This is a genomic window from Thermosediminibacter litoriperuensis (genome assembly GCF_008124715.1).
Taxonomy (GTDB): domain Bacteria; phylum Bacillota; class Thermosediminibacteria; order Thermosediminibacterales; family Thermosediminibacteraceae; genus Thermosediminibacter; species Thermosediminibacter litoriperuensis.
In genome coordinates this window covers 71,141-86,409 of record NZ_VNHO01000004.1, presented here as the reverse complement: position 1 = coordinate 86,409, position 15,269 = coordinate 71,141, and the positions used below count along the sequence as shown (strand labels likewise).

Sequence of the window (15,269 nt, the reverse complement as noted above, 5' to 3'; positions counted from 1 at the left end):
AAACGCTATTAAAAAAAAGAAGTTAAACGAGGTGATAATAAAATGGCAATAACCAAAGAAAAGGTAGAAGAACTAAGTGAAATAGCCCGCAGGATAAGGAGGCACATCATAGAGATGACCGCCGAAGCCGGTTCTGGCCATCCAGGTGGGTCGCTATCCTGCACCGACATCCTCGTGACATTGTATTTTCACGTAATGAAAGTGGACCCCAAAAACCCAAATTGGCCAGAGAGAGACAGGTTCGTGCTCTCGAAAGGCCACGCAGCTCCGGCCCTTTACGCTGTCCTGGCAGAGAAAGGGTATTTTCCTACAGAAGAACTAAAAACCCTGCGCAAGATTGATTCCATGCTCCAGGGTCACCCCGACATGAAAAACACGCCAGGGGTAGACATGACCACCGGCTCTTTAGGGCAAGGGCTTTCTTCTGCCAACGGAATGGCAATAGCCGGGAAACTCGACGGCAAGGACTACAGGGTATACGTGCTTTTAGGCGACGGGGAGCTTGAAGAAGGCCAGGTATGGGAAGCTGCTATGGCCGCAGCCCATTACAAACTAGACAACCTCACCGCTTTTGTAGACCACAACGGCCTTCAAATCGACGGCCCCATAACCCAAGTAATGTCGCCGGAAATAATCCAAGAAAAATTCAGGGCCTTCGGCTGGCACGTAATAGACGTAGACGGCCACGACTTTGAGGAGATAGCAGGGGCGATAGAAGAAGCCAAGAATATAAAAGGCAGACCCACGGTAATAGTAGCCAAGACCGTAAAGGGAAAGGGAGTGCCATATATGGAAAACCAGGTAGACTGGCACGGCAAAGCCCCATCCCGCGAGCAAGCCGAAGAAGCGCTAAAATCGCTAATATAAACTTTACCCATTAACAGACCAAAAACAAAAGGAGGTAAAAAAATGCCAAAAATAGCCACAAGAGAAGCCTACGGCGAAGCCCTGGCCGAACTGGGCGAAGAAATAAAAGATATAGTTGTATTGGATGCCGACCTTTCCAAATCCACCAAGACCAGCGTATTTGCCAAAAAATTTCCCGAACGTTTCTTTAACATGGGCATAGCGGAACAAAACCTGATGGGTACCGCAGCGGGCCTTGCCACCTGCGGCAAGATACCCTTTGCCAGCACCTTTGCCATATTTGCCACCGGCAGGGCCTTCGAACAGGTAAGAAACTCCATATGCTACCCCAACCTTAACGTAAAGATAACCGCGACTCACGCCGGCATCACCGTAGGAGAAGACGGAGCCACCCACCAATCCATAGAAGACATAGCCCTCATGAGAGCACTACCCAACATGACGGTAATAAGTCCCGCCGACGCCGTAGAGACGAAACAAGCGGTAAGAGCGGCTGCCATGCTTAAGGGCCCCGTATACCTGAGGCTTGGCCGCCACCCGGTGGAAACAATCTACGGCGAAAACTACAAATTTGAAGTAGGCAAAGCCGTCATCCTAAAGGAAGGGAAAGACGTAGCTCTCATAGCCACCGGAGTCATGATAGCGGAAGCGCTAAAAGCAGCCGAACAACTTTCCAAGGACGGCATAGACGCCATGGTCATCAACATCCACACCATAAAGCCGATAGACGAAGAAGTAATCCTCAAAGCTGCCGAATGCGGGTCCATAGTCACCGCCGAAGAGCACACCATAATAGGCGGCCTGGGAAGTGCCGTGGCTGAAGTGCTGATGGAGAAAAAGCCTGTCCCAATGAAGAGAGTAGGCATCCGGGATGTTTTCGCCAGGTCTGGCAAACCAGAAGAACTGATGAGGGTTTACGGCCTCACCGCGGAGGATATAGAGGAGGCTGCAAAGTCGTTGAGGAGGTAATCTTTAAAATATTGGCAATAGAAATGTAAATCTGCATTAGTGTGCTATGGTATTTTTGCAAAAATGCATTAGTAAAAAATATTGCTTGCTAACCAAATTGGTTTTGATAGAAATGAAACGTTGTGGTACAGATTTTGCAATTGTTAATAAAGCAAAAACATCGTCTATTAAGAATGTGTTTTTTAGAAGAGAGAGCTCTAAATAAATGATAAGTGAAGCTTATTTGCAGTTTAAGAAAAAGATTATTTAAAGGATTTAATTTTAGTGTGAAAAATCTATATTAGAAAATTGGAAAGTTGTATAATCAATAATATTTTTCGAAATGTTATAGAAAGGGTGCTTTTTAATGTCTAATGAAATTAAAAATAAATTAACGGGTGTCTTCATACCAGTAACGACACCTTTTGTAAACCAAAAGATCGATTATTCAAAACTCGAGGCTAATATTCATAAGTGGAATGCAAGCAAAGTAAGGGGATACATGCCTCTTGGAAGCAATGGAGAATTTAGAAGCCTCACAGATGAAGAAGCTATTAAAGTAGTTGAAGTTGTAGTGAAAAACCGAGCTAAGGATAAAACTTTAATTGTGGGTACAGGAAGAGAATCTGCTTGGGCGACAATTGAGTTTACAAAAAAGGTCGCCGATATGGGCATTGATTTTGCAAGTGTACTTACACCACATTATTTTGCGTCAAAAATGAATGACGATGCTTTAATTCGTTTTTATACAGAAGTTGCCGATAAATCACCGGTGCCAATAATGATTTATTGCGTCCCAAAATCTGCAAACGGAGTATTAATATCCCCAAAAGCTATATCAGTACTTGCTCAACATCCTAATATCGTAGGTATGAAAGATTCTTCTAAAGAGAAAATAGAGAACTTCATCAACGCTGTACCAGAAGATGCAGAGTTTTACGTGTTGTCGGGCTCTATAAATAAGTTTTTAGAAGGGTTACAAAAAGGAGCTGTAGGTGGAGTTCTTTCTATGGCAAACTATTTGCCTGATCTTTGTTGTGAAATTAAAGAGCTATTTAATGCTGGCAAATATCATGAAGCAGAAATGCTGAGTAATAAACTTCGCAAAATTAACGAACGAATATCTGGACGTGGTGGTGTTGCAGCAGTAAAGGTAGCTATGAATCTTGTTGGTTATTGCGGAACAGAACCGAGGTTACCTTTGTTGCCACTAAAAGAAAATGAGGTAGAAGAAATCAAAGAAGTTTTAAAGGAAGAAGGGTTATTAGCATGATAAAAGTATTGCTTTCGCAAGAAATACATCCTGAAGGAAAGAAATTGCTAGAAGGTAAATTTGAAATTCTTACAGCCCCTGATACGAGTCAACAAACTCTTATCTCTATGGTAAAAGATGTAGACGCCATTATTTTAAGGACAACTTCTAAAATTACCAAGGAAGTAATCGAAAATGCACCAAAATTAAAAATAATATCGCGAACAGGGGCAGGTGTTGACAATATAGATGTAAAAGCAGCTACAGAAAGAGGTATACTTGTCTGTAATCTACCAGGAGTGAATAATTTATCAGTATGTGAACATACATTAGCAATGATAATGCATCTTGCAAAACAATTGAGTTTTATGGACAAAGCGGTACGTAAAGGCAATTGGAATGTCCGAAATTTAAATTTATCTGTGGAATTAGAAGGGAAAGTTCTTGGAGTAGTGGGCATGGGAAACATTGGAGCTCTGGTTGCAAAAAAGTGTCATTATGGCCTGGGGATGAGGATCCTTGCTTATGACCCGTATATAAAAGAAAAGTTCATAGATTGTGAGTATGAATTTACTGATACACTTGAGGAATTATTCAGAAAAGCAGATTTTGTAACATTGCATTGTCCTGATACACCTGAGACAAAAGGAATGATAACAAGAGATCTTATATATTCTATGAAACCTACAGCTTATTTAATAAATACAGCAAGAGGAAGTCTAATAGATGAGCAAGCTTTGATTGATGCTCTAAAAGAAAAAAGAATTGCGGGTGCGGGACTTGATGTATTTATTGAGGAGCCGCCAAAGCTTAATAATGAATTGCTAAAGTTAGAAAATGTAATTCTTTCTCCCCACTCTGCAGCTTTGACTAAGGAGACTACAATACGGATGTCAACAGAAGCTGCAAAGGCTATCGTTGATTATTTTGAAGGTCGCCAACCAAAGTATATATACAACATTAAAGAATTGGAGCAGAAAGGGATAAGGTTTTTTTATGAGTAGCAGCTGGATAGAACTATAAGGTGCTGCAAATATGCATAAAATATTAAAATAATATTTGCAAAGTTGCATTATAATGTAATTACAATTAGCGCGTACAGTGAGAATTATTAAATAAAATTATTTATTAGTAATTGGCATACTATTTGCGAGAATTTTTAATTTGAAAATGACGTTACTACTAATTTCATTTCAAAGTGTTAAAAACCCCTAACAAAAAAGGGGTTTACAATCTAAAAATTAAAAGGAGGATGTTAATATGAAGTATGTGGTAAATGTTCAATCAAAGGATCCCGATTTTGATCCTACGAGGTCATTGAGATCTCAGGTGAAAGACAGAGAAAAACCAGTATTAAGAGACACCTACTGGTTAGTTGATCCAGAAAATTCTCCTTCACGCCGCCTAAAATTAGGATATACGATAATTTATCCTACAGGTACTACTACAGGACATTCCCATGATGAAGAAGAAGTATACTTTGTAATTCAAGGGGAGGGAATAATGGTTGTAGGAGAAGATGAATTTCCGATAAAGCCAGGAGATGCCCTTTATGTACCCCCACGTGTATTCCATACTACTCGTCAGGTAGGAAATATTCCATTAATTGTTGTATGGGTTACAGGGAAATTAGAAGAAGGTGAAATATAAATGGTCGAACACTACAAAATGTTAATAGGGGGAAAGTGGGTAGACGCAAGAAGGGGTGGATTAATAGAAGTAATCAATCCTGCCACAGAAGAAGTAATTGCAACTGTTCCAGCAGCTGAAAAGGAAGATGTAGAAGAGGCTATATTAGCTGCTCATAAAGCATTCCCAAAATGGAGTAAAGAAACTCCCTTTTATCGGGGGGAACTCTTAAGAAAGGCGGCCCAGATAGTAATTGAACGTTCTAAAGAAATAGCTAAGATAATGACTCAGGAACAAGGGAAAACGTTAAAAGAATCTCAGCAAGAGGTTGAGAAAGGAGCAGCTATACTCAGATATTATGCTGAAGAAGGGGAAAGAATTTATGGCCGTGTAATAGCAAATGAAGAAAAGAATACAGAAAGTATAGTTCTTTATGAACCTATTGGAGTTGCAGCAGCTATTACTCCGTGGAATTACCCGATTGAGTTATTAGCGTGGAAAATTGGCGGTGCATTGGCAGCAGGTTGTACATTAGTTGCGAAAATACCGTCTGAAACTCCTCTTTCTCCCTTAAAGTTCGTTGAATGTTTGGTAGAGGCAGGGCTACCAGAAGGAGTCTTAAATGCAGTGACAGGTTCTGGTAAGACTATAGGACCTTTATTAGTACAACATCCTTTGGTCAAACGAGTTGCTTTTACTGGTTCTACAGAAACTGGAAAAGAAATACTTAAATATAGTGCTTCGGGTATTAAGAAAGTAACACTTGAGCTTGGTGGAAGTTTGCCAATGATTGTATATAAAGATGCAAATTTAGATGCTGCAGTTGCGGGTGCAGTAAGGCGTAGTTTTAGAAATGCAGGACAAATTTGTATAGCAGTAAATAGAATTTATGTACACAATGAAATATATGAAAACTTTTTAGAGAAATTTAAAGAAGAAACTGAAAAAATAGTTATAGGAAACAACTTGGTAGAAAAATGTGATATGGGGCCGATGTGTACAAGATCTGGTTTAGAAAAAGTTGAATTGCATGTGAAAGATGCAGTATCTAAAGGAGCAAAAGTAGTATGCGGTGGCAAAAGACCGGAAGGTAAAAAATTTGAAAAAGGATTCTTTTTTGAGCCTACAATTGTTCGCGATGTTAACCATAGCATGCTTATAATGCAGGAAGAAACATTCGGACCGGCGGTAGGAGTTATGCCCTTTAGAGATATAGATGAAGCTATATTTTTAGCAAACGATACTAATTATGGTTTGGCAGCGATAGTGTATACAAATGATTTAAATGTGGCTAAGCGATTTGCACAAGAAATTAAAGCTGGAAACATTGCTATTAATAATGTGGATGCGGGAGTAATAAATGCTCCTTACGGTGGGTGGAACGATAGTGGAATAGGTGTAGAGCATGGACCAGAAGGATTATATGAATATTTGCATCAAAAACATGTCAGAATTCACTATTTTATATAAAGAGTAGTAAGAGGCTGCCGCATTTAGTGCAGCTTAGTTATAGTCTTAAATGCGGCAGCCTTTAAAACAAAAACTGATTAGCAAAAAACATAACATCAAAATTTTAATTTTTCGCAGGAAAGCCGTTGGTGAGAATTTAAAGGGATATTAATCTGGAAGGGGTGATGATGGTAGGAGAAATAATAGTAAAGAAAGATACAAGAGATATAATAAGGAAAATAAAAGAATTAAAAGGACTTAAAGGAGGTTATCATTATGAATTGGGCAAGAATTGCAGTAGGCACAATTACAAGTGCTTTTGTGGGTTATGGAGTATTTACGATATGGCCTTCTGCTTTGGCTCGTTGGAATTGGCTTGGAGGATGGCTTGCTGCTGGGATTATAATTACAACAGGTTGGTGGGTAAACCATTACGTGAATGCACTACCGAATAAAAATGACGGTGCCTGGGTGGACATGGCACTAGCAGTATGGTTGTCATCTTTGTTGGGTGGAAATGTAATGTTAACTGTAGATAACGGCTTAGTTAGGGCTTCTTACGGTTTATACCATGGTATAAGTATAGGTCCAGCAATGATGACCATAATTCTTGAATTTATAGGCGCTACTATAGCCGGATACTTATTATATCAATTTAGAAGGAGTGATGTATAAATGTGGAGCTGGCAAAACATAGTAACTACGATTTTTGGGGGCATTTTTTTCCCTCTTACAATAGGTTTGATATGGGGTAAGTTGGCTGAAGAGTATAAAAGTTTTGGAGGATTATTGGCAGGATTCTTTGTAGTAGGAACGGTATGGTTATTAAATCACGGTATAGGCCTGATTTTCGAGCCGCAGATGAGTGGCAATTTTCCAGGACCATGGAGTGATCAAGCCCTGGCGGCATTTTGGGGTTTATTTTTAGCCGATTTATTGTCCGGTAAAAAAGTAAACTGGGAAGCGATTGTAAGTGGTTGTCTTGGTGGTATATTAGGTGGCATATTACTTTATGCAACTGTATAAACAAAAATAATAAAATGATAATTAAGTAAAAATTAAAAAGCAAGAAGGGGTTGAATATTATGTCTTATGTCTTAGGTATCGATATAGGAACTTCTGCTTGCAAGACAATAGTTGTCAATGAATCTGGCGAGATTATTGCAAAGGCAACAAAAGAATACGATTTTATAGTTCCAAAACCTGGATGGGCGGAAAGCGACCCTGAAATATGGTGGAGAGCTACAATCGACACTATAAAAGTGGTACTAGAAAAAACGGCCATCAAACCCGAAGAAATATCGGCGATTGGTCTGAGCGGCCAGATGCATACCCTGGTACCTCTCGATAAAAATGGAAAAGTAATAAGAAACGCTATAATGTGGAATGACCAGCGTGTCGCAAAACAGTGCGATGAGGTTCATAGCAAGGTGGGCGGAGAAGAAAAGTTAATTGATTACGTTGCAAATACTGCCTTGCCCGGGTATACCATCGGTAAAATCCTTTGGGTCAAAGAAGTAGAACCGGATAATTATGAAAAGATTGACAAATTTGTTATATCCAAAGATTATATAAGATACCGGTTGACCGGAGAGATTGCAACAGATGTTTCGGATGCGAGCGGCACTTGCCTGTATGATGTGGAAAACAATAAGTGGTCTGAAGAGTTAATAGAATTGTTGGAAATAAAACGGAGTATTTTCCCGGATGTGGTGGAAAGTCCTCAGGTAAGTGGTTATTTAACATCTGAAGCAGCTTCGATATTGGGATTAAAAGAAGGCACACCAGTGGTAGGTGGAGCAGGTGATGTGCTGGCACAGGCTGTAGGAACAGGGGCGACTGAAGAAGGTATAGCAATGCTTATAATAGGTACAGCAGGCATCGCTTCAATGGCCCTTTCAAAATTCGGCCGGAATCCCGGAGGTTCATTGCAGCTGTTTAGAGGTGGTGTGCCGGGAGAATGGAATATCTTCGGATGTACCCTTGCTGCGGGCGGGTCTTTCAAGTGGCTGAGAGATTCTTTAGGGGTTGAAGAGAAAATTATTGCCAATCTTAGCGGTGATGATGCGTATAATATTCTTGTAAATGAAGCGGTGCAGGTGGAAGTGGGGTCAAAGGGTTTATTGTTTACACCGTATATAGTTGGAGAAAGATGTCCGTATACAGATCCCAATGCTAGAGGTGCTTTTGTAGGAGTAAATATTATGCATGATAAGAGGGCGTTTGTCAGAGCTGTACTGGAGGGTATTGTTTTTAGCCTTAAGGATGCGTTGAATTTAATTGAAACGCTGGGTGTTCCTCTTAAGCAGGTTAGAGTGAGCGGTGGGGGAGCAATTAATCCCAAATGGAGGCAAATTCAAGCCGATATATTGGGCACAGAAGTAGTTACAGTAAGTTATAGCGGCGAGGGAGGTTCATATGGCGCTGCCATACTGGCCGGAGTAGGAGCAGGATTTTGGCCGTCAGTTAAAGATGCCACAAGAAAACTTCTCAAGATAGAATCCAGGACTGAACCAATTTCAGAAAATAACAAGAAATACGAAAAAGTTTACGAAATATATAAAGATATATATCCAACATTAAAGGAGATCAACAATAAATTAAGTGCGCTATGAGTGATTTTCAGACCTCCGCAAAAAAGTGCGGGGGTTTTTTCGTGGTCCGGTATGATAAAAACTTTATTATCCTAATCTTCATCTGTGTAGGTCATTTTTTACCAGCGATGATTGATAATTTTCAATTGACTGTCTTTACTTAATATCCTATAATTTAATTGGATCCAAAACGTTTTGGGAAGTGATAGAATGCCGACTATAAAGGATATAGCACGGCTCGCCGGCGTATCGGTAACGACCGTTTCCAGGGCGCTCAACGGGTATTCGGATGTGAGCGAAGCAACCAGGCAAAAGATAAAGAAGATAGCGGAAGAGCTGAATTACACCCCCAACTCTATAGCAAGGGGGCTGGTGATGAAAAAGACAAATACGGTAGGCCTGGTTGTGTCCGAAATAATAAAGCCGGGGGTTTACCACCCCTTTTTTCTGGAGGTGCTGTCGGGTATAAAGGCGGCTCTTCACAGGTCGGGTTACGATATCATACTCTTCACAGTAGACCCCGAATCCCAGGGAAAAACTTCCTACGAAAGGCTGTGCAAGGAGCGAAAGGTAGACGGCACCATAGTGCAGGGCTTAAAACTGAGCGACCCTTACATCGAGCAGATTAAAAGCACCGATATTCCCACGGTACTGATAGACATACCCATCCTCACCGAAAGGGTGGGGTATGTGAGCTCCGACAACGTCAAGGGGGCTTTTGATGCGGTAAATTACCTTGTGCAGCTGGGACACAGGAAGATCGGGCTTATAAATGGGCATAAAGACGCCGCCGTCAGTATTGAAAGACTGGAAGGATACAGGAAAGCTCTGGAACATTACGGAATCCCGTATGACGAACGATATGTGGCGTACGGGGATTACACCCAGCAGAGCGGAGCCGAGGCTTTTAAAAAGCTGCTTCGGGAGGTTCCTCAGATCACTGCTGTCTTTTGCGCCTCAGACCTGATGGCTGTGGGAGCTCTCAAGGCTGCCGGGGAGATGGGAAAAAAGGTCCCGGATGAGATCTCGATAGTGGGATTTGACGACATAGAGCTCTCCACCTTAATAACCCCGAACCTCACCACGATAAGGCAGGAGAAGTACAGGATAGGGTATAAGGCTGCTGAACTTCTGCTGTCGATTATTAGGGGGGAAAAACCCAGGCATGCGGTGATACCTCACAGGCTCGTTGTCCGCCAGTCAACCCGGCTCTACCTGCAGGATACGCGGAGAGCGGGACACTGCACGGATGCCGCAGTCCAGCAGAACCCGGGGGAGCGAAGCAATGAATCCGCGTCTTAAAGGCCGTGGATCGAGCGGTATGCGCCGGGCTGTACCAGCTTTAGCCGGATTTTGCAGTAAAATAAGCAGATAAGCGAGGGTGATGGTTTTGTATAAAGTTATAAAAGAAGACGGAGTTTTTGTCATAACCAGCGAATCGGGGGACATAGAAGAGTCGACCCTGGGCATGTTTTACCAGGATACCCGTTACTTGTCGAAGTACGAACTCAAGATAAACGGGAAAAAGCCGGTGTTTTTATCGGCCAGTGCCGATAGAAATTATTTTAAAGAAGTGTATCTTGCCGATGAAAAAAATGAAGTGATTATTGCCAGGAAATCCTACGTCTATAAAAACACTTTCAACGAGAGAATACGGATGACAAATTACGGTTTAAGGACCTCAGAGCTTTTTCTCACGATCGAGCTTGATGCGGATTTCAAGCATATGTTTGAGGTGAGGGGGTTTGCCGGAAGGAGGAGCGCGGGCAAAAAGCTTGCCTCCATTGTGGAACCGAGAAAGATAATCTTGAGATACGCCGGTTCCGACAACGTCCTCAGAACGACAGTGATAACGTTCAGCCGGAATATATCCTCTCTGGAAGACGGCAGGGTGGGTTTTAAGGTAGAGCTGGGTCCCAAAGAGAGCTTTGACCTTTACGTATGCGTACACGCTGGCGAAACTAGTTCAGAAAATTATATAACATCCGACTTCGAGGAAGATTTTAAAGCTATCTGCGAAAGCTACGATTTGTGGTTTGGCTGCTGTACAAAGGTTCTCACGGACAGTTGTCAATTCAACAACCTCTACAGGAGATCCCTGGCAGACCTGCGAATGCTGCTGAGCGATTTCGGAGAAGGGCCGGTGGCCGTAGCCGGTATCCCCTGGTTTGCGGTGCCCTTCGGCAGGGACAGCATCATAACGGGGATCCAGGCCCTCCTCGCTAATACGGAAATTGCCCGGGGTACGCTGAGGACCATGGCAAAATACCAGGGGCAAAAGGTAGACGCATGGAGCGACGAAGAGCCCGGCAAGATAATGCACGAGCTCAGGCAGGGAGAGCTGGTGAATACTAAAGAGGTGCCTTTCGGGCCTTACTACGGCACCCTGGATGCCACACCGCTGTTCCTCATCCTGCTTTCGGAATACTACAACTGGACCGGGGACAAAGGATTTCTCAATGAGCTCTTTCCGGCCGCCGAAAAGGCCCTGGAGTGGATGGAGGAATACGGAGACAGGGACGGAGATTGTTTTCTTGAATACATAAGGGATGCAGAGAGCGGCCTGGTCAATCAGGGATGGAAGGATTCGAAAGATTCGGTGGTCTTCGGCGACGGCCGGTTGGCCGATCCTCCCATAGCACTGGCGGAAATTCAGGGCTATGCCTATGACGCCTTTATGAGGATGGCACGGATTTACGGAGAGCTGGGGAAAGAAAAAAAGGCGGCCGGATTATTAAAAAAAGCCGCCGATTTGAAAGAAAGATTTCACCGGGCATTCTGGATGGAGGACAAAAAGTACATCGCCGAGGCCTTAGACAGGGAGAAAAGGAAGGTAGATTCCGTGACCTCAAACCCCGGGCACTGCCTGTGGTCCGGCATGCTGGAATACGAAAAAGCAGCATACGTGGCCGACAGGCTTTTGAGCGACGAACTTTTTTCCGGATGGGGAATAAGAACCATGAGCAGCAGAGAGGCCGCCTACAATCCCGCGAGTTATCACAACGGTTCGGTATGGCCCCACGACAATTCACTGATCGCTCTGGGACTCGCCAGGTATGGCTTCAAGGAGCACCTTAAGAAATTAATTAACGGAATGATAGCCGCTTCTAAGTATTTTGAGTACTACAGGCTGCCGGAGCTTTTCTGCGGGTTTATCAGGGAGGACGGCGGTCCGGTGAGGTACCCTGTGGCGTGTTCACCGCAGGCTTGGGCTGCCGCTACACCCATTGCTCTGCTTCAGGCGATGCTGGGAATGCGGGTCGACGCCGCCAAAAAGTATGTTGAGTTGAATCCAGCATTGCCGGAGGATATAAAGCATATCGAGATAAGGGAAATGCTGATAGGAGGTGAACCCGTTGACTTTGTGGTTTACAGGTTAGGGGATGACGTAATGCTGGAAATTTTGCGGTCTAAGGGTATTAAGATTATCATGAAGGAGAGGGGAAGACAATGAAGGGGAAGATCTTCAGTATAGTTTTAGTTTCGATTTTAATAATAACCCTTATCGCCGGCTGTTCGAGCAAGCCCCAGAATACAGGAGGAGAGGCCCAGACGCAGGAACAAAAAACAGAGGAGAAGGTAACGCTTAAGGTTGGTATATGGTCTTCATCCCCCGCAGAGAAAAAAATAGTTGAGGATCAGCTCGCTGCTTTTAAAGAAAAGCATCCCAACATCGACGTGCAGATAGAGACCATAGTCGGCGACTACATGCAGAAGATGCAGACCCTGATCGCTTCAAAGACAGCACCCGACATCTTCTACCTGGACAGCATGCCGGCTCCGCAACTCATGTCTGCGGGCGTGCTGGAACCACTGGACGAGTACATAACGAAGTACAACATCGACATAGAGGATTTCGAGCCCGCGCTGCTGGAGGCTTTCAAATGGGAAGGCAAGGTATACGGTTTGCCCAAGGACTTTAACACCCTGGTGCTGTTTTACAACAAGGACATGTTCGAACAAGCAGGTCTTTCCGAACCGCTCAGGACCTGGGAAGAGTTAAGGCAGTACGCCACAAAGCTCACCAAAGACAAAGTGAAGGGTATAGTCCTGAACAATGAACTTGCCAGGTACCAGGTTTTTGTAAACCAGAACGGCGGCACCGTTTTCAAGGACGGCAAGCCTACCCTCGACCTTCCCGAAAACATCGAGGCCCTACAATTTTACACTGACCTTATATTAAGGGACAAGGCGGCCGATACGCCTCAGAATCTGGGAGTAGGATGGAACGGCGATGCCTTTGCCGAGGGCAAGGCGGCGATGGCAATCGAAGGCGGTTGGATGATCCCCTTCCTTAAAGACAAAGCTCCGGACCTGAAATACGGCATGGCCGAACTTCCCGCTGGAAAGCAAAGGGCGACTATGGCTTTCACGGTAGCTTACGTCATGAACAGGAACAGCCAGCACAAAGAAGAGGCGTTCCAGCTCCTTAACTTCCTCACCAGTCAGGAAGGCCAGAAGTACGTGGTCGAATCGGGGCTCGCCCTGCCCTCGAGGAAATCAATGATGGCCAGATTCAAGGAAACCTATCCGGAGAGGGCTCCCTTCGTCGACAGCGCCTCCTACTCGGTACCTTTCCAGTACGGGCTCGTGGGCCAGAAGCTGGTGGATGAGGCCAACAAAGCCTGCGAGGCCGTTATCATGAAACAGGTAAACAGCGCAAAGGAAGCTCTGGAAAAAGCCCAGAAAGCCTTACAGCAGTAAGGAGCAGCACCTTACGGTGCTGCTCCTTATTAGGCGAGGTGGTATATTTTGAGAAGAAAGCATGTGATGGAGATGATTGCAGGGTACACTTTCATGATGCCCTTCATAGTCTCCATTTCGGTATTCCTGTTGGGCCCGCTCATTTTCGCCTTTATCATCAGTTTCAAGAATTTTTCTTTTTTAAACCCCGAAGCCGCCACCTGGGTGGGCTTTAAAAACTATGTTCAACTGTTCAGGGATCCGGTCTTTCGCCGCGCCCTCCTGAACACGGCGCTGTACTCCAGTATAGTGACGCCGGTGCAGCTTGCCATCGCCCTGATCCTGGCCGTAATTCTCGATCAGAAGATAAAGGGGAGGACGTTCTTCCGCCTGGCGTACTATATACCCACCGTGACCTCACCGGTGGCTGTAGCGGTGATATTCCTCTACCTTTTCAAAGCCGACGGACTGGTGAATACGATCCTGGCCAAATTCGGCATCCAGGGGCCGGTGTGGTTCAACAGCGTCAGGTTTGCTCTGCCGTCCATCATGATGATGGCCATATGGTCTTCGGTCGGCACCTATATGGTGGTGTTTCTGGCGGGGTTGCAGGACATACCGGCGGAACTCTACGAAGCCGCGGAAGTGGACGGAGCAAGCGGTATCCAGAGGTTTTTTTATATCACCCTGCCCGTGCTGAGGCCGGTGGTATTTTTTAACCTGATTATATCCCTCATAGGCACCTTCCAGGTGTTCGACCAGGCCTACGTGGTTTCGCGAGGGGAAGGCGGCCCGTTAAACGCCACCATGACTGTGGTGCTGTTTATTTATCGGCAGGGCTTCCGGGAGTTCAACATGGGCTACGCCTCGGCGGCCGCCTTTGTGCTGTTTATCATAATACTTATACTCACGCTCATCCAGAGGAAAATCTTCCGGGAAGAGACGAGTTAGGGGGTGGGGAAATGGAAAATGAAGTAAAAGTTCAGACAAAGGTAGAAACGGGCTTACCAAGAGTTGGGGTTAAGAAGTTATCACCGAAAATCTTGCTTTACGCGGTGCTCATCCTTTACGCCGTAATAACCCTGGGCCCCTTTATCTGGTCGGTGATAACGTCGCTGAAGCCCACCAGCGAGATAGACAAGTTTGCCGTAAATATAAGTATGCTGACGCTGGATAACTACAAGATGATCCTGACGCAATTCCCCTTTGGGCGGTGGTTTTTTAATAGCTTCCTAGTGGCCCTGATCGTTACCACCGGCAACATCCTCTTCAACTCCATGGCCGGGTACGCCCTGGCCCGGATAAACTTCCCCGGACGAAATTTCCTGTTCATGCTGGTGCTGGCTTAGATGATGATCCCCGGCCAGGTGGTCATGGTGCCTACTTATATCATCATTTCGCAGCTTGGGTGGATCAACACCTACATGGGGCTTACGATCCCGTTTCTCACCAGCAACTTCGGTATATTCCTGATGCGGCAATTCTTCCTATCCCTTCCGAAGGAACTGGAAGAGGCGGCCGTCATCGACGGAATGTCACGCTGGGGCATATTCTTCAAGATAGCCCTTCCCTTGGCTAAACCCGCCCTGGCCACCCAGTTTATCTTCATGTTCACCGGTAACTGGAATAGTTTCCTATGGCCCAGCCTGCTCACTTCCAGCGAGAAGATGTACACCCTGCCGGTGGGCCTCAACTCCTTCTACCATCAGTACTACCAGTTCTGGAACCAGGTTATGGCGGGCGCCCTGCTTCTGACGTTGCCGACTATACTGGTTTTCTTGATATTCCAGAAGCAGTTTGTCAAAGGAATATCTACTACTGGACTTAAATAAAAAAAGTTTGTTTAT

Annotated in this window: 13 protein-coding genes and 1 pseudogene; all 14 read left to right on the top strand. The window is 44.6% G+C overall.

Features of this window, described 5'->3' with window-relative positions; genetic code table 11:
- Positions 1-42: 42 nt before the first annotated feature.
- The 14 genes and pseudogenes from LZ11_RS02525 to LZ11_RS12975 all read left to right on the top strand — a co-directional run bounded on the left by LZ11_RS02525 (position 43) and on the right by LZ11_RS12975 (position 15,254).
- Positions 43-867, top strand: coding sequence for a transketolase (locus LZ11_RS02525; RefSeq protein WP_148866336.1), 825 nt, complete (start codon positions 43-45; stop codon positions 865-867).
- A 42-nt stretch (positions 868-909) separates the two neighbouring features.
- Positions 910-1,836 (top strand): transketolase family protein, encoded by a 927-nt coding sequence (locus LZ11_RS02520; RefSeq protein ID WP_148866334.1) that lies wholly within the window; start codon positions 910-912, stop codon positions 1,834-1,836.
- 346 nt (positions 1,837-2,182) lie between these two features.
- A complete protein-coding gene (locus LZ11_RS02515; protein ID WP_148866332.1) occupies positions 2,183-3,088 on the top strand; it encodes a dihydrodipicolinate synthase family protein in 906 nt (301 codons plus the stop codon).
- Positions 3,085-4,071 (top strand): hydroxyacid dehydrogenase, encoded by a 987-nt coding sequence (locus LZ11_RS02510; protein ID WP_148866330.1) that lies wholly within the window; start codon positions 3,085-3,087, stop codon positions 4,069-4,071. Before LZ11_RS02515 ends, LZ11_RS02510 begins: the two co-directional genes overlap by 4 nt.
- Positions 4,072-4,327: 256 nt before the next feature.
- Positions 4,328-4,717 (top strand): dimethylsulfonioproprionate lyase family protein, encoded by a 390-nt coding sequence (locus tag LZ11_RS02505; RefSeq protein WP_148866329.1) that lies wholly within the window; start codon positions 4,328-4,330, stop codon positions 4,715-4,717.
- On the top strand, positions 4,718-6,166 hold the full coding sequence (locus LZ11_RS02500) for an aldehyde dehydrogenase family protein (protein ID WP_148866327.1): 1,449 nt from the start codon (positions 4,718-4,720) through the stop codon (positions 6,164-6,166).
- 255 nt (positions 6,167-6,421) lie between these two features.
- Positions 6,422-6,820: a Lin0368 family putative glycerol transporter subunit gene (locus LZ11_RS02495; RefSeq protein WP_148866325.1), complete on the top strand. Its 399-nt coding sequence runs from the start codon at positions 6,422-6,424 to the stop codon at positions 6,818-6,820.
- The gene (locus tag LZ11_RS02490; RefSeq protein WP_148866323.1) at positions 6,821-7,171 is read left to right on the top strand and encodes a Lin0368 family putative glycerol transporter subunit; all 351 of its coding nucleotides are present in this window, start codon (positions 6,821-6,823) and stop codon (positions 7,169-7,171) included.
- A gap of 59 nt (positions 7,172-7,230) precedes the next feature.
- Positions 7,231-8,760 (top strand): xylulokinase, encoded by a 1,530-nt coding sequence (xylB, locus tag LZ11_RS02485; protein WP_148866321.1) that lies wholly within the window; start codon positions 7,231-7,233, stop codon positions 8,758-8,760.
- A gap of 189 nt (positions 8,761-8,949) precedes the next feature.
- Positions 8,950-10,041 (top strand): LacI family DNA-binding transcriptional regulator, encoded by a 1,092-nt coding sequence (locus tag LZ11_RS02480; protein ID WP_246110679.1) that lies wholly within the window; start codon positions 8,950-8,952, stop codon positions 10,039-10,041.
- A gap of 88 nt (positions 10,042-10,129) precedes the next feature.
- Positions 10,130-12,193, top strand: coding sequence for an amylo-alpha-1,6-glucosidase (locus tag LZ11_RS02475; protein WP_170240263.1), 2,064 nt, complete (start codon positions 10,130-10,132; stop codon positions 12,191-12,193).
- On the top strand, positions 12,190-13,443 hold the full coding sequence (locus LZ11_RS02470; RefSeq protein ID WP_148866317.1) for an ABC transporter substrate-binding protein: 1,254 nt from the start codon (positions 12,190-12,192) through the stop codon (positions 13,441-13,443). Before LZ11_RS02475 ends, LZ11_RS02470 begins: the two co-directional genes overlap by 4 nt.
- Positions 13,444-13,509: 66 nt before the next feature.
- Positions 13,510-14,373, top strand: coding sequence for an ABC transporter permease subunit (locus LZ11_RS02465; protein ID WP_148866370.1), 864 nt, complete (start codon positions 13,510-13,512; stop codon positions 14,371-14,373).
- An 11-nt stretch (positions 14,374-14,384) separates the two neighbouring features.
- Positions 14,385-15,254, top strand: a pseudogene (locus tag LZ11_RS12975) (carbohydrate ABC transporter permease).
- Positions 15,255-15,269: the final 15 nt, after the last annotated feature.